At 61.3% G+C, this 21,117-nt stretch carries 15 protein-coding genes and 2 pseudogenes; 6 read left to right on the forward strand and 11 right to left on the reverse strand.

The window, feature by feature from the left end; translation table 11 throughout:
* Positions 1 to 39 precede the first annotated feature (39 nt).
* Complete coding sequence (locus P0D84_RS25435; RefSeq protein ID WP_408341431.1) at positions 40 to 1,893, reverse strand: thiamine pyrophosphate-requiring protein; 1,854 nt, start codon at positions 1,891 to 1,893, stop codon at positions 40 to 42.
* A gap of 319 nt (positions 1,894 to 2,212) precedes the next feature.
* Here P0D84_RS25435 and P0D84_RS25440 point away from each other — a divergent pair.
* Positions 2,213 to 2,527, forward strand: a pseudogene (locus P0D84_RS25440) (phosphatidylserine decarboxylase); the annotation flags it as partial.
* A gap of 252 nt (positions 2,528 to 2,779) precedes the next feature.
* Positions 2,780 to 4,285 (forward strand): MEDS domain-containing protein, encoded by a 1,506-nt coding sequence (locus P0D84_RS25445; protein WP_408341432.1) that lies wholly within the window; start codon positions 2,780 to 2,782, stop codon positions 4,283 to 4,285.
* A 120-nt stretch (positions 4,286 to 4,405) separates the two neighbouring features.
* On the opposite strand, the gene P0D84_RS25450 is transcribed toward P0D84_RS25445, so the two are convergent.
* A complete protein-coding gene (locus tag P0D84_RS25450; protein ID WP_408341433.1) occupies positions 4,406 to 5,752 on the reverse strand; it encodes an NRAMP family divalent metal transporter in 1,347 nt (448 codons plus the stop codon).
* A 361-nt stretch (positions 5,753 to 6,113) separates the two neighbouring features.
* Between P0D84_RS25450 and ltaE the strand changes: the two genes are divergently transcribed.
* A complete protein-coding gene (ltaE, locus tag P0D84_RS25455) occupies positions 6,114 to 7,121 on the forward strand; it encodes a low-specificity L-threonine aldolase (RefSeq protein ID WP_408341434.1) in 1,008 nt (335 codons plus the stop codon).
* A gap of 163 nt (positions 7,122 to 7,284) precedes the next feature.
* On the opposite strand, the gene P0D84_RS25460 is transcribed toward ltaE, so the two are convergent.
* Positions 7,285 to 8,652 (reverse strand): MFS transporter, encoded by a 1,368-nt coding sequence (locus tag P0D84_RS25460; protein ID WP_408345992.1) that lies wholly within the window; start codon positions 8,650 to 8,652, stop codon positions 7,285 to 7,287.
* A gap of 724 nt (positions 8,653 to 9,376) precedes the next feature.
* Between P0D84_RS25460 and P0D84_RS25465 the strand changes: the two genes are divergently transcribed.
* Entirely contained in the window at positions 9,377 to 11,830 is a 2,454-nt protein-coding gene (locus tag P0D84_RS25465; RefSeq protein WP_408341435.1) for a glycogen/starch/alpha-glucan phosphorylase, read from the forward strand.
* Positions 11,831 to 11,917: 87 nt separating this feature from the next.
* Here P0D84_RS25465 and P0D84_RS25470 read toward each other — a convergent pair whose 3' ends face one another.
* The 5 genes from P0D84_RS25470 to P0D84_RS25490 form a co-directional block, all read right to left on the reverse strand.
* Complete coding sequence (locus P0D84_RS25470; RefSeq protein WP_408341436.1) at positions 11,918 to 13,009, reverse strand: hypothetical protein; 1,092 nt, start codon at positions 13,007 to 13,009, stop codon at positions 11,918 to 11,920.
* A gap of 262 nt (positions 13,010 to 13,271) precedes the next feature.
* Positions 13,272 to 13,616 carry a hypothetical protein gene (locus tag P0D84_RS25475; RefSeq protein WP_408341437.1) on the reverse strand — a complete coding sequence of 115 codons (345 nt, stop codon included), beginning with the start codon at positions 13,614 to 13,616 and terminating at the stop codon, positions 13,272 to 13,274.
* Positions 13,617 to 13,761: 145 nt separating this feature from the next.
* Positions 13,762 to 14,151 (reverse strand): DUF6232 family protein, encoded by a 390-nt coding sequence (locus tag P0D84_RS25480; RefSeq protein ID WP_408341438.1) that lies wholly within the window; start codon positions 14,149 to 14,151, stop codon positions 13,762 to 13,764.
* Between the two features lie 1,034 nt (positions 14,152 to 15,185).
* The gene (locus P0D84_RS25485) at positions 15,186 to 15,602 is read right to left on the reverse strand and encodes a sensor histidine kinase (protein WP_408341439.1); all 417 of its coding nucleotides are present in this window, start codon (positions 15,600 to 15,602) and stop codon (positions 15,186 to 15,188) included.
* A 12-nt stretch (positions 15,603 to 15,614) separates the two neighbouring features.
* Positions 15,615 to 15,749 (reverse strand): hypothetical protein, encoded by a 135-nt coding sequence (locus tag P0D84_RS25490; protein ID WP_408341440.1) that lies wholly within the window; start codon positions 15,747 to 15,749, stop codon positions 15,615 to 15,617.
* A gap of 34 nt (positions 15,750 to 15,783) precedes the next feature.
* On the opposite strand from P0D84_RS25490, the pseudogene P0D84_RS25495 reads away from it, so the two are divergent.
* Positions 15,784 to 15,885, forward strand: a pseudogene (locus P0D84_RS25495) (DDE-type integrase/transposase/recombinase); the annotation flags it as partial.
* 328 nt (positions 15,886 to 16,213) lie between these two features.
* Here P0D84_RS25495 and P0D84_RS25500 read toward each other — a convergent pair.
* The 3 genes from P0D84_RS25500 to P0D84_RS25510 all read right to left on the reverse strand — a co-directional run bounded on the left by P0D84_RS25500 (position 16,214) and on the right by P0D84_RS25510 (position 19,530).
* A complete protein-coding gene (locus P0D84_RS25500) occupies positions 16,214 to 18,700 on the reverse strand; it encodes an ATP-binding protein (protein WP_408341441.1) in 2,487 nt (828 codons plus the stop codon).
* A gap of 22 nt (positions 18,701 to 18,722) precedes the next feature.
* On the reverse strand, positions 18,723 to 19,109 hold the full coding sequence (locus P0D84_RS25505; RefSeq protein ID WP_408341442.1) for a response regulator: 387 nt from the start codon (positions 19,107 to 19,109) through the stop codon (positions 18,723 to 18,725).
* A gap of 118 nt (positions 19,110 to 19,227) precedes the next feature.
* Positions 19,228 to 19,530 carry a hypothetical protein gene (locus tag P0D84_RS25510; protein WP_408341443.1) on the reverse strand — a complete coding sequence of 101 codons (303 nt, stop codon included), beginning with the start codon at positions 19,528 to 19,530 and terminating at the stop codon, positions 19,228 to 19,230.
* Positions 19,531 to 19,715: 185 nt separating this feature from the next.
* On the opposite strand from P0D84_RS25510, the gene P0D84_RS25515 reads away from it, so the two are divergent.
* Positions 19,716 to 21,089 carry a class II fumarate hydratase gene (locus tag P0D84_RS25515; protein ID WP_408341444.1) on the forward strand — a complete coding sequence of 458 codons (1,374 nt, stop codon included), beginning with the start codon at positions 19,716 to 19,718 and terminating at the stop codon, positions 21,087 to 21,089.
* Positions 21,090 to 21,117: the final 28 nt, after the last annotated feature.

Raw genomic sequence — 21,117 nt, forward strand, 5'->3', positions numbered from 1 at the left:
TCCCCCAATGAGGTCGGCTGAAGCGCCGTCACGCGCGCGCTATTTATCGTGATGGCCGGGCAGTACCGCGCCGAGCACCTGTTTGGCTGTTTGGACGATTACATTGCCTTGATCCGGATCGCCCTTCAGCAGCGTCGACGCAAAGGCCTTGGCCTGCGCGAGCGTGATATGCGGCGGCAGGGGCGCGATATTCGGATCGGCCTTGACTTCGATGACCACCGGTCGATCCGCCGCCAGGGCCTCGTCCCAGGCGGCGCCCATCTGTTCGGCGTCGTCGACGTAAATGCCTTTCAGGCCGATCATTTCCGCGAACTTGTGATACGGCACCGACGGAATGTCCTGCGAGGCCTCGAACTTCGGATCGCCTTCCATTGCACGCTGTTCCCATGTCACCTGGTTGAGGTCCGCGTTGTTCAGCACCATGCAGATCCAGCGCGGATCGGTCCAGCCTCGCCAGTACTTCGAGACCGTGATCAGTTCGGCCATGTTGTTCATCTGCATCGCGCCGTCGCCGACCAGCGCGATCACGGGCCGTTCGGGGTAGGCGAATTTCGCCGCGATCGCATAAGGCACGGCCGCGCCCATCGACGCGAGACCGCCCGAGAGCGAGCACATCATGCCGCGTTGTACTTTCAGATCGCGCGCGTACCAGTTCGCGACCGAGCCGGAGTCGCTCGTCACAATCGAGTTGGCGGGAATGCGGCTGGACAATTCCCATACCGTGCGCTGTGGGTTGACCGCATCCTTGCCGGCTTCGTGCGCGCGCTTGTCGAGCGTCTTCCACCAGTCCTCGGTCCAGCCTTCGATCTTCTTGCGCCAGGCGCGGTCGCTTTTTTCTTCAAGGAGCGGCAGCAACGCACGCAAGGTTTCGACGCTATCGCCGACCAGATTCACTTCCATCGGATAACGCAGGCTCAGCATGTCGGCCTTGATGTCGATCTGCACGCCGCGCGCCGCGCCTTCCTTCGGCAAAAATTCCGCATAAGGAAAGCCCGAGCCGATCATCAGCAGCGTGTCGCACTCGCTCATCAGGTCGTAACTGGGTTTGGTGCCGAGCAGGCCGATCGAGCCGGTGACCCACGGCAAATCGTCGGGCAGGACGGCTTTGCCGAGCAGTGCTTTGGCAACGCCCGCGCCGAGTTTTTCGGCGACGGCGATCACTTCGTCAGTGGCATGCAATGCGCCCGCACCGACGAGGATCGCGACCTTCTTGCCGGCGTTGAGGACGTCGGCGGCTTGCTGCAGATCGTCGGGATACGGCACGAGACGCGGCGCGCGATACCCGACGCCCGAGTGCAACGTGCCGTGTTTGTGGCCGGGTGCTTCATAGGGCAGGTCCTGCAGATCGTTGGGCAGCACGATCGCGGTGACCTTGCGCTCGGCGAGCGCGGTGCGGATGGCTCGGTCGACCAGATGGCGGACTTGAGCCGGCACAACGGCCTGCTCGACGAAGGCACCGGCGACGTCCTTGAACAGGGAGACCAGGTCGAGTTCCTGCTGATAGTGGCCGCCCAAGGCGGCGCGGGCTTGCTGCCCCGCGATGGCGAGAACCGGCATGTGATCCATTCGTGCGTCGTAAAGGCCGGTGATCAGATGCGACGCGCCGGGGCCCGAGGTGGCGATGCAAACCCCGAGTTCGCCGGTGAATTTGGCATGGGCGGCGGCCATGAAGGCGGCCATTTCCTCGTGGCGGACCTGGACGAATTCAATGGGAAGGGTGGGGTGGTCCTGGTCTTTCTGGTCTTTGTCTTTCTGGTGTTTCCTTGCCGCGGTCTGCGCACGGTTGAGGGCACCGAAGACGCCATTGATGCCGTCGCCGGGGTAACCGTAAATGCGGCGCACGCCCCAGGCATGAAGCCGCTCGATGATGAAGTCGCCAACGGTCTCGGACATGTTGTCTCCTTGAATGCGATTTGAGCGGCAATGGCAGGTACGATTTGGCCTCGCCATATCGCCGCCTGTTGTACACATCCGATGTGTGTTGCAAGTCCCGTTCCGCGGTGTTGCAAGTCCCGTTCCGCGATATTGCAAGCTGTAATCGTCAATGCCGTGCGATGGGGTGAGCAAGGCTCGGAACGTTCCGGCCGCAAAATTTGTTCCCCTCTTACTGACCGCGTTGACGCGACCGGTCACGCTACGCTCGATCGCGACAGAGACATGGAGGAAGAGCTGGCTAATGTCGCGCGCGCCCTAACCGCCTGTATCGGCCAGGGGCGGGCTGAACGACTCGCAGGGGCATATCACGGCAGTCGCCGCGCGCGCCGTGATCGATATCGACTGCAACAATCGGCCATTGGCCAGGTCGCCTTTCAATTCGTCGGCATGGCGGATGTCTCGTCGTGCGTGATTGACGCCCTTTCGGGCCAGCGCGTCAGGAAGGGCAATGAACCGGGTTATTTCCAGTATGCCGGCTCGACATACTGGCTGATAGTGAACCCGGCGTGATGGGCGGTTTCGTGCCGAAGCCGCCCTTTGACGACAATACGCCACGCTTAAGGTGAACACGCACATTGCGACATGCGTATGACGAATGGATCGCTGCCAGGCTGAAGGATCGGCTAGGGAAAACGAGGATTCATTCAAAAATGCCTGTCACGTACTTTGTTTTCCTTGTGATTCTCGTATAACCAATCGGGCGTGACTATCTGCTTCCTGGGTTCAGTCAGGACTGCCGGACATGCGCGCCAGGTGCGGTGACATTTTTATTTTTTCGAACGCGCTGTCGATTCTGTCGAACAGCGCTGCTGTGGTTCCTGGCCCACGTATTTTTAGGGAAGCGATGACCACCGGAAATCGTAAAAGCGGACTTACTTCACTTGGGCCCATTTCTTGGGGCACCCATCTTTGTCATTTCTACGAGACGCGCAACGAATTACTCAGCGTGACGGCGAATTTTCTCCAGGCCGGACTCGCTCAGCGGGAAGTCGGCGTATGGGTCGCGCCCGCGTTGCTGGGTCCGGACAAAGCCCGTCATATGCTCACGCGGGCGGTGCCCGCACTCGCCGAATATATCGACTCCGGTCAGTTGCAGATTCTCGATGGCGCGCAACTCTATGCGCCGTCTCGCACCGGCTTCAACGGCAGTGCCACGGTGGGCTTGTGGTCGGCTGCCATCAACGATGCGCTTGGGCGCGGCTTCGAAGGTCTACGGGTTGCCGGTGACGCTGTCTGCAACGAGCATACCGATTGGGCGTCATTGCTCGACTATGAAGCGACGCTGAAGCACAGGCTCGCCGGGAGTCCGATTGTCGGCTTGTGCACTTACTGCGTACAGGGGTTGCGCGCCGCCCAAACCCGACAGATCGAACGTCTGCACGATGCGACGGTTGCGCCGTCATCTACTGAATGCGTGGACCGCGCCGCACCGAAAGTCGGACGGCGGGCGATACCAGTTGAACCGCAGCAGACCGGCGGTGAACCGCAGCAGACCGCAGCGCTCGGCGAGTCCTCCATTGAGGCCGCACAACAGTTTGCCGTCGGGCCCATGATCGGCCATGAGATTCGCAACGCGATTACGCCGCTCGGCCTGCTTGCGCGTTTGCTGAATACCCAATATGGCCACGACGAACAGCTCACGCGGTATGCCCTGGTGCTGTCACGGCAAGCCCACCTGCTGGGGCAGTTGGCTCAGCAATTGATGGCGCCGGCCCATGCTCAGTGCGCGAGCTCGCTGGAATCGGTGGGCGAGGTCGTGGTGGATGCGCGGCCGGCGCAACCGGCGCATGTCAACGTCGATGAGCTGCTCGCGCATTGCATTCAGGTCGCGGAAGCGGGTGTCCCCGGGCATTTGCCGATCCATCTGGCGAAAAGTGCTGCGCCACTGCTCGTGCGGGGCGACTTCTGCAAGCTGACGCAGGTGTTCGTCAACGTCATGGTGAACGCGCTCAAATATTCCTCCCCAACCGATGCGGTCTCGGTGATGGCGGCGCGTGCGGGGTGCTCCTGCTATATCAGCGTGCGCGACAACGGCATCGGAATCACGCCGCGCGAACTGAAAACGATCTTCAAGCCCTATACGCGCGGTCTCGAAGGTCGGGCGCTGGGTGTCGACGGTCTTGGGCTTGGCTTGTCGGTGGTTCGTGAAATCGTTGCCAGTTGCGGAGGTACGGTCGAAGCCTTCTCCGAAGGTCCCGGGACCGGGTCGGAATTCGTGGTGCGTCTGCCGCTTGCCAACCTGCCCATCAACGCACCGGTGAATGAGGATGCGTTCGAGGCAAATGTCCCCGGCGAGGTTTGCGCCGGACGGGCCGACGTGGGTGCCGGGCAAGTGTTGACCGGTCTTTAGAGTGTTGGGACAGGGAAAGACGCTGCATGAGCTTTTACGCAGTTTTCCTTTACGCAGTTTTCCTTTACGCAGTTTTTCCTTCATGCCGTTTCTCGTCGTGCGCCGCCAAAGCATCAAGCGTCAACTGAGCCATCCACACGCATAGCGTGCGGCAACGGCGGCGCCCATGCTGACGGTTGCCAGCCAGGCCAGCACGCGCAACGTCCAGTGCGAACTCAGGTCGCCCACTGACGAGTGCTTCGTGCTGAGCAGCACCAGCAGCACCATCACGGGCGTTGCGGTCGTCCCATTGAGTACCGCGCTCCAGTACAAAATGCGCAGCGGCTCGAATCGCATTGCCGCCAGCGCGACGCCGAGGGCGCCCCCTAGTGCGACGACCGCGATGTGCGTATAGGCGATGCGCCGGTCATTCGAGGTGTCGTTATGCCAGTTCAACCCACTCGCGACTGCGTGCGCCGCGGAACCGGCAAGCGGCGGTAACGCAAGCAACGCGCTGCTGAGCAATGCCAGCCCCAGCAGGTGCGAAGCGAACGGGCCCGCGATCGGCGCAAGCGCCCCCGCGAGGGAAGCGGGCGTGTCGACGGCCTCGCCTCCTGCATGGAGGCTTGCTGCCGCGGCGATCATGATGGATAGCGCAACGGCATTGGACATTGCCGTTCGAATCAGTGTGCCGACGCGCAAGCTTCGGAACCCATCGCGACGCGATCCATTGGCTGAGCGATCGGCATGTGTCCGCTGTTCAGGGCGCTGCGCCTCTACCTGCTGTTCGGCCTGTGAATAGAGCAGGTACGGGCTGATGGTCGTGCCGAGTACCGCGAGCAGCATCTCCAGATAATGCACGGACCAGGTCAAGTGGGGTACCAGTGCTTTGATCGCGATTGTCGACCAGGGAAGACGGAGGGTGATGTCGACGACGACGTAAGCGAAGAGCGACAGCGCCAGCCATCGCAGCACGCGCGCGTACCTGGGATACGGAACGAACCACTGCAACGCGACGGAGAGCACCAGGAACACCGCTGCGAAGCCAGGCATCGAGCCGTGCCACAGCAATTGGGCGGCTACACCCATCGCCATGACATCGGCGGCAATATTGAAGGTGTTGGCGATCAGGAAGCGTGCAACCGCGAGAAAAAACCAGATGCGCGAGTAATGCTCTCGCATGTTGGTGGTCAATCCCTTGCCCGTTAGACGCGCGATGCGCGCCGATACGAGCTGCAAGGCGACTATCAACGGATAGGACAGCACACACGTCCACAGCAGATCGTATCCGAACTGCGCCCCTGCAAGCGAATAGGTGGCGATACCGCTTGGGTCGTTGTCGGCTGCGGTGGAGATCACGCCCGGCCCGATATCGGCCGCCCAGGAGTGGGCGGCGGTTTCACCTCGAACACTGTCGCGATGGTAGGTAATGTTTCGCTCCTGAAATCGCTGAGTGGGCGACATGCCGCTCATGTCGGGTCCCGCCATCCTTTGTAGCGCCAGCCCGACATGCCGATGCGTACGTCACCGATTTTTTTCATGGAAATGAACCCAGCATCCGCTATGCCCGGCATTTATGGCGTTTTACCCTATGCCGCTTCGCTATCGAAGACCACGTTCTGGCCTCCGCGCTCGCCTCTATCGGGTGACGATCCAGGAATTGCTGAATCGATGGCGCGTCAGCGGGATGCAATGCTGCATCGCACCAATGACAAAGCAGGATGCACACCGCAAAATGTCGGGCTCACCAGCCGGAGCGGCGACCGCCCGTCGAAAGATGATGCGGCACGCCGGCCGGCTGCCACAGGCTGTCATGCATTGGCACAACAGGGACACAAAGGCTCTCACCATGATCGATTTGCGCAGCGATACCGTAACCCGTCCGACCCCGGCCATGCTCGCGGCGATGTCGGCCGCCGAAGTAGGCGACGACGTCTGGGGCGACGACCCAACCGTGCTGCGTCTGCAAGCAACGGTTGCGGAGCGCGCCGGCAAGGAAGCCGGTCTGTTCTTCCCGACCGGCACGCAGAGCAATCTGGCGGCGTTGATGGCGCACTGCGCGCGCGGCGACGAATACATCGTCGGCCAGTTGGCGCACACCTATAAGTACGAAGGCGGCGGCGCGGCGGTGCTCGGCAGCATCCAGCCGCAGCCGCTCGAAAATGCCGCCGACGGTTCGATCCCGCTCGAGAAGATCGCCGCAGCGATCAAACCGATCGACGACCACTTCGCGCGCACGCGGCTGCTGGCGCTGGAAAACACCATCGGCGGCAAGATATTGCCGGCGGGGTATGTCGACGAGGCGGTGCAGCTGGCGCGTCAGCGCGGGTTATCCGCTCACCTCGACGGCGCGCGCGTCTATAACGCGGCGGTTGCCTCGGGCAAGCCGGTGGCCGCGCTGTGCGCGCCGTTCGATTCGATCTCGATCTGTTTTTCGAAGGGCCTCGGCACGCCGGTCGGCTCGGTATTGGTTGGCAGCCAGGCGCTGATCGATGTGGCGCATCGCTGGCGCAAGGTGCTGGGCGGCGGGATGCGTCAGTCCGGCGTACTGGCGGCGGCTTGCCTGTACGCGTTGGATCACAACGTCGAACGTCTCGCCGACGACCACGCGAACGCCGCGCATCTGGCGGCCGGTCTGGAGGCGATCGACCAGGTCAAGGTGCAGTCGATCGCGACCAACATGGTGTTCGCGCAGTTTCCGCAGCAGGATTGCGCGGCGCTCGAAGCGTGGCTCAAGGAACGTGGCATCCTGACGCAGATGCTGTACGCGTCGCGATTCGTCACGCATAAGGATGTGTCGCGTGCGGATATCGATACGTTTATCGCCGCGGTGAAGGGGTATTTCGCCGCGCGTTGATCGAGCGGAATGGCGGGGCTGGGAGGCTGGTTTGAGAGCCGGCGTTGACAGCGGCGGCCGGGATCGAAGGCCGTACTGACCGCCGGGATCGAAGGGCGACGCTTGACAGGCCCAGGCATCGAGAAGCCGAAATCCAGGTCCCCCGATCAAAATGCCGCTTTATTTATTTCGCCGACGCCTCCGCCGGCGCGCCCGCGCGATGCGACGGCGCGAACAGTCGCAGGCCGCTCGCGAGGCTCGCCGCACCGGCAAAGAAGGCGCCGGCCCCGAGCGCGAGTGTCGGTCCATGCCGGCCGGCGATGCCGAAGCTCAGCGCGACCAGCGCGGCGCCGGTGGTCTGCCCGAGCAGCCGGGCAGTCGCGACGATGCCGCTCGCGCCGCCGCTGCGCTCGGGCGGCGCGCTCGCCATCAATGCCTTCAGGTTGGGCGACTGGAAGAAGCCGAAGCCGGCGCCGCAAACCGCCATCCGGATGCCGATGTCGAGCACATGCGGATGCGCCGGCAACAACGCAAGCGACGCCATCCCCGCCGACATCACAGCAAGGCCGATCGCACCGAGCAAGCCCGGCGGATAGCGGTCGGACAGCGTGCCCGCCAGCGGCGCGGCCAACGCGACGACCACCGGCCACGGCGTCATCAGAAAACCGGTCTCGACCTGGCTGCGATGCAGCACATCTTCGAAGTAGAACGGCAGCGCCACGAACGCCAGCCCTTGGGCGGCGAACGAGCACACGGCGGTCACCGCCGACAACGCAAACACCGGCCGCTTGAACAGATCGACGGGCAGCATGGGCGCCGGGTGGCCCGCTTCACGGCGAATCATCAACAGCCCGAACGCCACGGCGATCGCCGCCGCGCTCAGCACCAGCGGCGCCGAAGCACGCTGGGCCGCCTCGCCGAGCGCGAACACCAGCGCGGCAAAGGTGATCACATTGAGAAGCGCTGCAATCGGGTCGAAGTTGTGCTTGCCGCGCTCGGTGTGCGGCAGCGCGGGCCACGCGAAGGTCAGCGCCAGCAGGCCAAGCGGCACGTTGACCGCAAACAGCCAGGGCCATGTGCCAAGGGAGAGGATCAGCGATGCCACCGTCGGCCCGACCGCGAACGACACGCCGACGACCAGGGCGTTAATGCCGAGGGCGCGTCCGAGCCGGTGCGGCGGATGCAGATAGCGAATCAGCGCGGTATTGACGCTCATGATCCCGCTCGCCCCGAGGCCTTGCAGCACGCGCGCGGCGGCGAGCATCGGCAGCGTCGAGGCGAGCGAGCACGCGAGCGAAGCCAGCGTGAATAGCGCAATGCCGCCGATATAAATCTTGCGATGCCCGACGATCTCACCGAGCGCGGCCAGCGGCAGCAGCGTCGCGACCATCGAGAGCTGATAGGCGTTGATGATCCACACCGACGCCGCCGGCGCGGCGTGCAGATCCGCGGCGATGGCGGGCAGGGCCGTGTTGGCGATCGCGGAATCGATCGTGGCGAGCGCGACCGCGAGCATGAGCGCGGCCATCGCGCGGCGGTTGGCGGCGGACATTGGACCGTCGGCGGGAAAGGAGTGGGCGGCGGTGGCGCTGGGTTTGTCGGACAAGGCGGGATCGTCGGTTATGCGTGCCGAAGCGCCGGACGCGTTGGGGGACGGTGCGGCGTGCAAGCGGCAGGGTTGCGTGGCGTGAAACGGGCGCGGCCTGAGCCCGGCGGTCAGGGTGGCTCGCGCGGCGAATGGTGCGATTGTTACAGAGACCTGGAAATCGTGCTGGAAAGGCAGCAAGGCGAGGGCGCCTGGTTAAACGCCATAATGCAACTAACGGTCAAGTCCGCCCGACATCTTCGAACGCGCACGCGGCCGCGTTATCACCCGCCGCTTTGGCACAACGATTCAGCAGACGAGGCGCTTCGATTCGATCACGCATCGGACCTGTCAAATCAGTCATCGGCAAAGTCACACGCCGAAAAAATAAACGTGCTAGCTCTCCCTTTCAGGTGGCTTTCACCGTTCGTCATCGTTCGCCTGTTTGGCGAGCCGATGCACGCGCGCAGTGCCGCGAACCCGCCGCTTGCACCGCGCACGTGCGCAAAACCCGCCAGGTGCCGCGTGTCGGCGGGCATGGCATGTGCGTGAGCATCCGCTCGCGCTCGCCGGTGTCCGCGGGCCGTAAAATGTCGTACTCTGTTCGTTAACCCGCCTGACCGGCACGCGCCTCCCGTCCGTCATCTATGCGGTTTGCGTATGTCGCGTCGTTTCTTCCCCGGAGGCTTCGATGACAGCCGTCGATCTGGAATTCGACCAGCTCAACAGTACCGTCGACGCGCTACGGCGCTCAATTTCCAATCGCATGATGTACGGCGTCGGCAAGGACGCCGTCACCGCTCACCCGCATGACTGGCTGCACGCCGCGGCGCTCGCCGTGCGCGACCGGCTGGTCGCGCGCTGGATGAAAACTACGCGCCTGCAGTACGAACAGGACGTCAAACGCGTCTACTATCTGTCGATGGAGTTCCTGATCGGCCGCACGTTTACGAACGCATTGCTTGCGCTCGGCATCCACGATCAGATGAAGGAAGCGCTCGCGAGTCTCGGCGTCGACATGGAGACGCTGGTCAATATCGAGCCGGATGCGGCCCTTGGCAACGGCGGCCTCGGCCGGCTCGCGGCCTGTTTTCTCGATTCGATGGCCACGCTCGGCATTCCAGGTTTCGGCTACGGTATCCGTTATGAATACGGCATGTTTCGCCAGGAGATCGTCGACGGCGAGCAGGTCGAAGCACCGGACTACTGGCTGCGCGCGGGCAATCCGTGGGAGTTTCCGCGGCCCGAGATCAAGTACATGGTGCATTTCGGCGGCCGCACGGTGCAGCGTGGCGAGCACGTCGAGTGGATCGATACCCAGCATGTCAACGCCACGGCCTACGACACCGTGATTCCGGGCTACGCGACCAGTGCGACGAACACGCTGCGCCTGTGGTCCGCGCGCGCCACCGAAGAACTCGACCTCGGCGCGTTCAACCGCGGCGATTACCGCAATGCGGTCGACACCAAGAACATGTCGGAGAACGTGTCGCGGCTGCTCTATCCGGATGACTCGACGCCGGCCGGCCGCGAATTGCGGCTGCGCCAGGAATACTTCTTTGTTTCAGCGACGATGCAGGATCTGATTCGCCGCTATCAGCGCACCCACAGCACCTTTGGGCGCTTCTCCGAAAAGGTCGCGGTGCATCTGAACGATACGCACCCGGTGCTGGCGATTCCGGAGCTGATGCGTTTGCTGGTGGATGTGCATCATCAGCCGTGGGACAAGGCCTGGCAGCACGTCACGAAGATCTTCTCGTACACCAACCACACGTTGATGCCTGAAGCGCTCGAAACGTGGGATGTCGAGATGCTCGCGCGCCTGCTGCCGCGGCATCTGGAAATCATCTTCGAGATCAACGCCGGCTTTCTCAAGCATGTCAGCGAGCAATCGGGTCATGACGCCGAGATGATCCGCCGCATTTCGCTCGTCGACGAATATGGCCAGCGGCGTGTGCGGATGGCGTATCTGGCGATTGTCGCGAGTCATAAGGTGAATGGCGTCTCCAAGCTTCACTCGCAATTGATGGTCCGCGATATCTTTGCCGACTTCGCGCGCATCTATCCGGATCGCTTCACCAACGTGACCAACGGCATCACGCCGCGGCGCTGGCTCGCGCAGGCGAGTCCGTCGCTGTCGTCGCTGATCGATCAGCAGATCGGCAAGCATTGGCGCAGCAATCTGTTCGAGCTGGAACAACTGCGCAGTCTGCGCAACGACAGCGGGTTCATCGACGCTTTCCGCGAAGCGAAGCGGCAGAATAAAGTGCGCCTCGTGCAGCGGCTCGCGCATCATACGAAACTGCACTTCGATCCCGACGCGTTGTTCGACCTGCAGGTCAAGCGCATTCACGAATACAAGCGGCAGTTGCTGAACGTGCTGCACGTGATCGTGCGCTATAACCAGATTCGCGCGAATCCGGAGCGTGATTGGGTGCCGCGGGTGGTGATGTTCGCCGGCAAGGCCGCGTCGGCGTATCGCATGGCGAAGACGATCATCAAGCTGATCGGCGACGTCAGCGAGAAAGTCAATCACGACCCGTTGGTGGGCGATCGCCTCAAGGTGGTGTTCGTGCCCAACTACGGCGTGAGCGTGGCCGAGTTGATCATTCCGGCCGCCGATCTATCCGAGCAGATTTCGATGGCCGGCACCGAAGCGTCAGGCACCGGCAACATGAAGCTCGCGCTGAACGGCGCGTTGACGATCGGCACGATGGACGGCGCGAACATCGAGATCTGCGACGCAGTGGGGCGCGAGAACATCTTCATTTTCGGCCATACCGCCGACGAAGTGGACAGCCTGCGCGCCACCGGCTACCGGCCGCGCCAGGTGTACGAGGAGAATCCGGAACTGCGCATGGCGCTCGACCAGATTCGCACAGGCTTCTTCTCGCCGGACGATCCGCTGCGTTTCTCGGACATCTTCCATACGCTGGTGGATTGGGGCGATCACTATATGGTGCTCGCCGATTTCGCCGCGTTTGCGAAAGCGCAGGACGAGGTGGATGCGCGTTTCGTCGACCAGCGCGCGTGGGCCGAGAGTGCGATCGAGAACGTCGCGGGCATGGGGCAGTTTTCTTCGGACCGCACCATCGGCGAATATGCGCGCAACATCTGGCACGTGAATCCGCTCAGTATGGATTGACGCAGGCGCCTTCGCTGATGGCGTCTGCTCAAATAAAAAGGCCGTGCGGGATTTTTTCGCACGGCCTTTTCTATCGACTGCTGAACTTCACGGGGCGAATCGTTCGCTCTCTTTCGCCGCGTGCAAACCGAATTGCGCGCGCGGGAAGTCGAACAGGATGTCGATGTTCTGCATCGCCATCAAACCGACCACGATGCGGTTAGCGTCCGGCTTGGCCTTGACGATCGTAACCTGAGCGGTTTCGTAACGGTGCACCCATGGGCCCGTGCCGATCGCTGTCTCATAGTTGCCCTGATCGAGCACATTGCCGACATCGCCGTCACCGGTCCAGTTGGGGGCTTTGTCCGTTTCGATGCGGATCATGCCGGTGCTGCCGGTCGCGAACTCCAGCGGCGCGCAAAAGGTCATCTTGTTGCCAACATTCACGCAGCCGCGCGGCCATTGCGCCGTGCCGTCTTTCGACAGCGTCATCGGCACCATCGTGTAGTCCTTCGTGATGGCGTTCGACGGGCTCAGCACCATGTACGGCTTCGCGAAGTTCGAGTGCACCAGATAACGTTGGCCGATGTTGCCGGGCAACGCGCGCAGCGGTTGCGTGTAGGTGTTGTCGTCCGGCTGTGCGGCGCCGACGCCGAAAATACCGGAGAACGCCCAGCCGAATTCACCGGTGTAGCCGTCCATCCCGGCACAGCGCCGCGCGTTCGGCAGGCAGCGCACGACGTCCACCGCTTGCGCGGCGACGGGCGTTGGCGTGGTGCCGGCGAGGCTAAGCGGCACCTTGACGGCTGAGCCGAGAATCTCCACGCCGTTCGCGAATGACAATGAGGTCACGCCGCCGGCGCTTGCATAGTTCGAACCCGGCAGCACCGACTTCAACACCCGCGCGCCTTGCGTCCCCGTGTCGAGCGCCATGTAAACGGGCTTGCCGTCGAGCTGGACCGGCAGGCCGAGGCGCGCATGATCTTCGTCGGCACGTTCCACGTGCAGCGGAATCAGCAGGCCGTCGTTGCCGCCGTTGATGAGCGCGGCATTGGGAGCCGGCGGCGTGGGCGTGGGGAAGGTGGTGGAGCAGCCCGTCAGCGCAACGAGCGCGCCGCTGGCGACCAGTGCCGCCGCGGTTGAATGACGAACACAATGATGAAAACGCCGGCGCGCGGCATCGAGAGACGACAGGAACATAAGATCACGCTTTGCAAAAAGGCGGGTCCCTGGCGAAGGCGATGCATCGTGAGCTGCAAATTGGACAGCCTGGACAGCACTGGCGGCAATCTCACTGGATTGCCGCAGCGTGGACGGGGAAACCGGGACGCTTGGGGGGCCTGCGGGAGGGAACACGCGATAACAGGAGCGGCGACTCTACACGCCCACCCGCAGGTAATTGCAAAAATGTGTCAAGGTTTGAGTGTGGCTAGCTACTTGCCCGTGCAAGCATTGATCTATGTCAATAGTTGCGCGGGCGGCGGATCACGGTGACTTGCGCGCGGCCGAGCGTGGCATGGTCGAGGGTGGCCGTCAGCAGGCCGATCACTTCGTCGAGCGAGCGCGAGGTGACTTCAACACGAAAAGTGACGCGTTCGTGTTGCTGGTCGATGGTGACGACGTAAAGACGCAGATCGTCTCCGAGGGCGGTGTGCAATGCGCGCCGTCCATTGGCCGACGAAGTGCCGGGCACGGTGACGTCGATGATGACGAGCGGAACGACGACATGCGTGCGGCGGGGAAGACTTGATTCGCGCCGTGCGCGCGGCGCGGAGATTTCAGACGTTGCTACGGACGTGAGCATCATGATTGCGCCGATTCGGCGAGGCGGCGCGCGTTGTTGACACCCAACCACTCTAGCGGCGCGCGCCTCAACGACGCGCAAAAGCTGCCGCCTGGCGAATCAAAATTGTGTTAACGCGCACTGCCTCGCATTTGCGCACTGCGCCCGCTCAAGCCTTGGGCGCCGCGGGAGCTGCCTTCGCCTCGTGGACGGCGGCGGCGACGCGCTCGACGAACTCGCGATCGGTGCTCATGAGCGCTTCGCGCACGCCATTGGCGGTCTGCACCATCAGGCGGTGCGTGACGTCCTGAGTCGCCCACGTGAGCCAGCCGACCACCACCAGCATCGTGCCGCATACCATGCCGGCCGGCGAGCGGAATATTCCGCCGACGATGGCGCCGATGAGCCCGACGAGCGAGATTGCACGTGGCAAGACTTTGTTCTTCTGCACGGTGACGACTTGCACGTCGACGATATCGCGTAGCGGAAAAACCTGGCCGGCGGACGAGAGTGCGTTACGCGTGACCGACACGCCACGATCGTTAAAAGGGGTTTCCATCGAGTCCAATGCAAGCGGTAGCAAAGGGCGCAGCGTAACAGACTTCAAATGCCTAAAGTTATGGGATTTTTGATCTGCTGTGAAGCCCGCTGGGCAAGCGTTCCTTGTTTAAGTGACTAAAAATTTGAGTTACGGAAATTTGTGCCTAAGTTATGGTGTCGTTGGCTTTTCGAATTCTTTTAGAACGGCGTTCATGACATGTCGGCACGGATTCTAGCCTGGCACCGGACAGCCCGGTACCCGGAGGCACATGAGAGATGAAAGCGCCGCACGTTGCCGGCTTCATGGAGGTCTTGGTCGCAGCAGTTGGCATCAGGCAGGAACGGACTGGCCGCCGTGACGAAGTTAGGCAAGATAGAGTGGCTGTCGGGTCCACGCGGGCAGAGGCATGCAGCTAAACCGGAATCCCGAAGAAAGTTGCTAAAGGGCGGCGGAATACTGTCATCAGGTTGGGCTTCGGGGATTTCCGTTTACTCCCACAGTTGCACCGGGAAATTCTCCGTCCCAGACTTCCAGATGATATGCCGCACTATCGCGGCAATACCCGCTCGCGGTCATGACGCCTCGCCTTCCAGTTGCCATTTGCCTGCTTCCGCCGTCGTGGCGCCGAGGGGTCGCGAGCCGGGGAGGAAATCGATTCGGGCGGGATCCCCTCGCATGTCAATGGCTCGCCTTTCATTCCGGCTGCGCGTGCCCGTCGGTATTCATTGAGTTCCGTGTCGTAGAGCTGCCGGTCCGGGGCGTCAGCCGAAGCGGCGGCGATGATCCGGTGCAGCTTCGCGCTAACCCATGTCACCGCAACGGTACAGCATCGTAGCTCAGCGTTCGCGATCTCGAGTTCGACCGCGCGTCGGGGGGTGCGCGAGCGTTCGCGGGGTGATGCGAACTTCAGATGGTCCAGAGGAGCATCCAATGCTGGAGCGCCTTTCCACTTATGTTCGCTATCTTTAAGTACTGCGTGTCCGGCCGCAAGTCAGTCAACAAGCTGACAGTAATCCTGCGATTCGTCCCGGACGGAGAGGGGCAAGGTTAGATTAGTCGACGCCTGCCGCAACAGGGACGGTGAACTGGAAGACCGTGCCATGGGGCGAACGTGGGGAGACGCTCAGCTCTCCTCCATGCGCCTCCTCTATTATCGTCCGGCAGATCGACAACCCGAGGCCCATACCATCGTTTTTTGTGGTGTTGAATGGCTCGAAAATGCATTCGGCTAACGAGGGATCGAGTCCTTTCCCAGTATCCTCCACGGTAACTTTGACCCACCCCTCACCTTCAAGTCCGGACGCTATGAAGAGGCGTTTCGGATAGGCCGTGGCTTCTCTCATGGCGTCAACCGCATTTGTAACGAGGTTCAGTATCACTTGTTGTAACTGCACCCGGACGCCATTGACGAAACGGGGCACGCCAAGCTTCTCGATTACCTCGATGTTCTCGTCGTCGAGCTGATGCATGAAGTAGCACGTTCATGATCCGACTTCGATCGTCGCGATCGCGCGTTGGCTGATGAGTGGCCTGAACCGTTCAACGACGAATTGCTCGTGATATTCGCTACCCAGGTAGTCGTCGACATCTATTCTTTCGTCGAACTCGACGGTCATTGCGTATTCAAAAGTCCGGTCTACTCACCCGTGCATCCGCGTCAAGGGCGAATGGCGGTACCTTTACCGGGCCGTCGGCAAGGACGGCAACACCATGGACTTTCTGCTACGGGCCCATCGAGACAAGACTGCAGCCCCGGCGTTACTTTGAGAAATCGATCGCCCAGGATGGCGTGCCGGAGACGGTGACCATCGACAAAAAGCGCCGCCAATTTCGCCGCACTCGAAGGCATCAATGACGATCGCGATACGCCCATCAGGATCCAGCCAGTCCAAATGTCTCAACAATCCTGTCGAGGAGGACCATCGCGATCAAGCGACACACGCGACCCATGCTGGGATTCAAAACTTTTTTCGCTGCACGGGATTGCAACTACGAGCAGCTAACGCCGGGAAGGCTAAACGTGTACCTACGCCCGCCACTCGCGGAAGCCGTTAGAGAGGTAGATGGGGCGTATATCGCGTCACTTTTCGGACCGCACAGTTTCGCTGTTTTGACGAGAGAACGCGCGGCTTAACGCCAGCGCAACATCGGCTTGCCGCAGCGGTTTGCGCAACACTTCAATGACACCCATTGCTTTCGCGTCATGTTCTAACGTGGAGTTGCTATATCCGCTTGCAAGAATGACGGGAATGTCGGGACGAATCGCACGGATACGCGACGCCAGTTCGAGACCCGACATCTTCGGCATCGTCTGGTCGGTGACGATTCCATCGAAACGCTGTGGATCGGCGCGGAATGCTTGCCATGCCGCCTCGCTTGAAGCAAAGCCGACCGGTTCGTATCCGAGCTCGGCTAAGACTTCTTCGCCAAGCGCTACGAGTGCTTCTTCGTCGTCTACCAGTAGCACCGTTTGTCCGTCGCCATGCGGCAGGATCGTCTTGCACGGGTCAACGGAGACCGCGACCGCGTCGATGACCGGCAGATAAACGTCGAAACAGGTTCCTTCCCCGAGGGCGCTTTTCACGTCGACTCCACCGCTGTATTCCCTGACGATCCCCTCGACCAGCGCAAGTCCTAGCCCGGTTCCCTCGCCGGCCTTGCGCGTCGTAAAGAACGGATTGAAGATCCGTTCGAGCAAATCCGGTGAAATTCCGACACCAGTGTCGATCACGGTGAGCCTGACGAACTCACCAGAATCAACGGCGCCGTGCGAGAGCGATCGAGGCGTCTCGAGTTGTTGCAGTACTAGCGCGACTGTGAGTGTGCCGCCCTCAGGCATCGCGTGGATCGCGTTGCTGCAAAGATTCATCACAACCTGATGCATATGGGCAGGATCGCCCGCCACGAACGCATCCCGTGCGTCCAGCTGAACTTCAAGCCGGATCGCTTCCGGCAATCGGACTTTTAACAAGTCGATTGTCTCCATGACAACTGGCTGAAGATGAACAGGCAAGCGGGTTGTTATCCCGCTGCGGCTAAATGTCAATATGCGCTCGACAAGAGATCGCGCGCGATCACCGGCATTCAGCACCTGCTCGATGTAGCGCCGCTCCCGCGTGCCCGCCCCGACTGCATGAAGGGCCCGCTCGCCGTAGCCGAGTATCGCGCCAAGGATGTTGTTGAAGTCGTGAGCGATGCCGCCGGCGAACGTGCCGAGCGCCTCCAGCTTCTGGGACTGTCTGAGCTGGCTTTCGAGCTGATGGCGTGCCTGCTCGTCCATATGGCGTTGGGTCACGTCTTCGACTGTGGCGACGAGAACGTCCTCCATTTGAGGCGTCGATCGATCTGGCGCCTCCGCCGGTACTGTGACGCGAGCTATGCTCATGTCGGTCCAGACTACTCGTCCATCCCGATGCAGGTAGCGCTTCTCGAACCGCACGCTGTCGTGCTCGCCACGCAGCAGTTGATCGATGTACCGTTGCGTCAGTTCGATGTCGTCGGGATAAGTGATATCCAGAGCTTTCCAATGCGCGAGTTCAGCTGTCGAATAGCCGACCATTCGCTGGAACGCCGGATTGGCGGCAAGGTGGCTAGCGTGCTGGCGCAGGAGCATGATGCCAACCGGTGCAGTTTCGAATACGGCACGCCAGTGCTGCTGGCTTGATTGCAACCGGCCGTTGACCTGCCTGAGGGTTCGCACCTGTCTGACAAGCGCGATGGCGAGTACCGCGACAAACAGCGAAAGGGCGGCTACACCAGTCAGCTCATCGATTGTCGAGGCGCGCCACATTGCCAGGGCGACCGTTTCGTCACGAGCGACTTCAACTTTCAGTGGAAAACCGGGCACGGGCCTCTGGACTGAGAGAAAACGGGACGGCGGCTGGCCAACCGGGCTGTTTTCCAACGCGACGACGGGCGTGCCATCTGTACGCAGGAGGCGGATGAAGGTGCCAGGTCCGAGATCGATCTGTTCGTAAAATTTTTGGAAGTATGCGTCTTCGATGAGAGCGAGGACTGCACCTTTGAAGTTGCCCTGCGCGTCTTCGAGCCGCAGCGCAACCACGAACGTCGGCCTTCCGTCGAGCAGACTCGCGATCGGTTTGCTCATGACCAGTGCATTGCCGCTCGCGTGCTTCAGTGTCTGGAAATAAGGTCGGCTCGCGATATTGACCGGGTTTGACGGCGCAAGCGACGTGGCGATCCGGTTGCCGTCGGCGTCGGCGACTTCAAGCTGACGGATCTGGGGCACACCATCGATTTCCTGACGCAGAAACGCGCGCATATCGGTGGGTGACGTCTGTGTGCGTCTGGCATCCAGTGTCCACACGGAGGTGCGCCGCAGAATGAACTCGACACCCTGCAACGAACGCGCGGTCTGCTCCGTGAGCGCGCTCACGAGACTCGACAGCTCCCGGTTGTTGTCCGCGAGCGTCAGCCCGCGGGATCGCATGATGCTCGTCGCGGCGCCGATCCACAGAAAGACGATCAATAGACACCCGCCCAACGCGATCAGCCAGTATCTGTCGGGCCATGTGAAGGCGCGTTTCGATCGTTCCGTGTCGATCATGTCCGGTCGCTTTATTCAGGGTTCAGTCATCCGGTAGTCGATCGAGCAACATCTTGACCGATGAGACGAGCTCGTTGCAGCTGAACGGCTTCGCTAGCGCCTGGTCCACGCCGAGTTGCCGGATCGCGGCGTCGGCCATCACCGGTCCGACGCCGAAGTAGCCCGAAATCGCAAGGATCAACGCTGCCGGGAAGCGCAGTCGTAACGTACCGATGGTTTCAAGCGAACTGCGCTTGGGCTCGATCAGGTCCACGATGACGACCTTTGGCAGGACCACATCATGAAGATGTTGCATGCGTTGACCACTACATTCTACGACGCGATACCCGGCATCGCGCAGCGAAAGTGCAATCAGATCGCGCATGAACTGATCGTCTTCGATGATCAGAATATCCGTTTTGGTTTCCATAGTCCAAATACCGCAATTCAATGCATTTTCGGGGCTCTGGGCATGTCGGCCGCAGCACCGCATATCAGTATTAGAGTCGCTGAAAGTCGCACGACTGTTTCACTCAGGCTCCCGAATGTTACAAATGAAAAGAGAGGTCTGCCTCCGTGTGGGCGCGCTTTCTGATGCGACGCCGCAACCCGCCCGGCTCGCTCAACGTCTTCCGGCGGGCGACCAGATCTCGCTCCGCAGCGCCGAGCTCGATCCATTTCATTTGCAACGGAAGCCGCGTGTCATTGAAACCCTGAGGTAATCGGCCGTTGTTGAAATTCGCCCATCGGATGTGAACGCAGCGACCGGCGGTCAGGCCGGAAGCGATTTGCTCACAGACCAGAAGCGCGAATCGCGGCACCCGATATTCGTCGTGGCTCAGGTTCGTCATGCGGCGATGTTGCCGATAGGGCTACAGAACCTTCAATCCATTAAGGGAAAAAAATGAATCGCAGAGAAATGATTCAGTCGACTCTCCTCGCGTCAGTGGCCGTGGCCAGTACTTCCGCTTTCGCGCAGGGCAGCAGTTCCAACAGCGCGGCGCCCGAGGTTGGTTTTCGGCAGGAAACTGACAGCATGGGTGTCGTGAACGTTCCGGCAGACAAACTGTGGGGCGCGCAGACTCAGCGTTCGCTCGAGCATTTCAGCATTGGCGGCGATCTGATGCCGCGGGAAATGATTACGACGTACGCGATTCTGAAGAAGGCGGCCGCGAACACAAACTTCGCTGGTAAGCGGTTGACTGCGCAGCAGCACCAGTTGATCGTACAAGTTTGCGACGAGATTCTCGCCGGGCAGCACCACGACATGTTCCCCTTGCACGTGTGGATGACCGGCAGTGGTACGCAGTTCAATATGAACGTGAACGAGGTTATCTCCAATCGCTGCTGTCAGATCGCCGGCACGCCGTTGGGTAGCAAGACTCCGGTCCATCCAAACGACCACGTGAACATGTCTCAATCGTCTAACGATTCGTTTCCGTCGGCGATGTATATGGCCGCCGCGATGAACGTCAAGCAGCGATTGATGCCGGCCGTCGCGGCGTTGCGAGATTCGATTTCAACGAAGGCTGACGCCTGGAAGGACATTGTCAAGATCGGCCGTACGCACATGCAAGACGCGACGCCGATTACGCTGGGTCAGGAGTGGTCCGGTTATGCCGGCATGCTGACGGACAACCTCGAACGCTTCGACGACGCATTGAAGGGCGTCTACCGGCTCGCCCTTGGGGGCACGGCGGTAGGTACAGGTCTTAATTCGGCCCCGGGCTTTGCCGAGGCGTCGGCGGCCGAAATCGCGCGGCTCACGAAGCTGCCGTTTGTGACGGCGCCGAACAAGTTCACGGTACAGGGTGCACATGATGCACTCATCCATCTGTCCGGCACGATGCGCACGCTCGCCGTGTCGCTCTTCAAGATCGCCAACGATATCCGCCTGATGTCGTGCGGCCCCCGTGCTGGTTTCGCGGAACTGATCATTCCAGCCAATGAACCGGGTTCGTCGATCATGCCGGGCAAGGTCAACCCGACGCAGGCCGAAGCGCTGGCGATGGTCGCCGCCCAGGTGATCGGCGACGACGTGTCGACGGGGATCGGCGGTGCAAGCGGATACCTTGAGATGAACGTGTACAAGCCGCTGATCATTTTCGACATCACGCACTCGATCACGATCATGACCGACTCATGCACGAACTTCCGAAAATTCCTGATCGAAGGGACCAGGCCGAATCTGAAGAAGATCAAGGAAGATGTCGACAGCTCACTGATGCTCGTGACGGCACTTTCACCGGTGATCGGCTACGACAAGTCGTCGAAGATTGCGCATTACGCGTACGACAACGATCTCACCCTGAAGCAGGCCGCGCTGAAGCTTGGTTTTGTCGATGAGGCGGAGTTCGACAAGATCGTCGATCCGAAGAAGATGGTGAGTCCCTACATCGCGCACGACTAATCGGAAAACGGCATCACGATGAAACTCG

The sequence above is a fragment of the Paraburkholderia sp. RL17-337-BIB-A genome (assembly GCF_046025895.1).
GTDB lineage: Bacteria > Pseudomonadota > Gammaproteobacteria > Burkholderiales > Burkholderiaceae > Paraburkholderia > Paraburkholderia fungorum_C.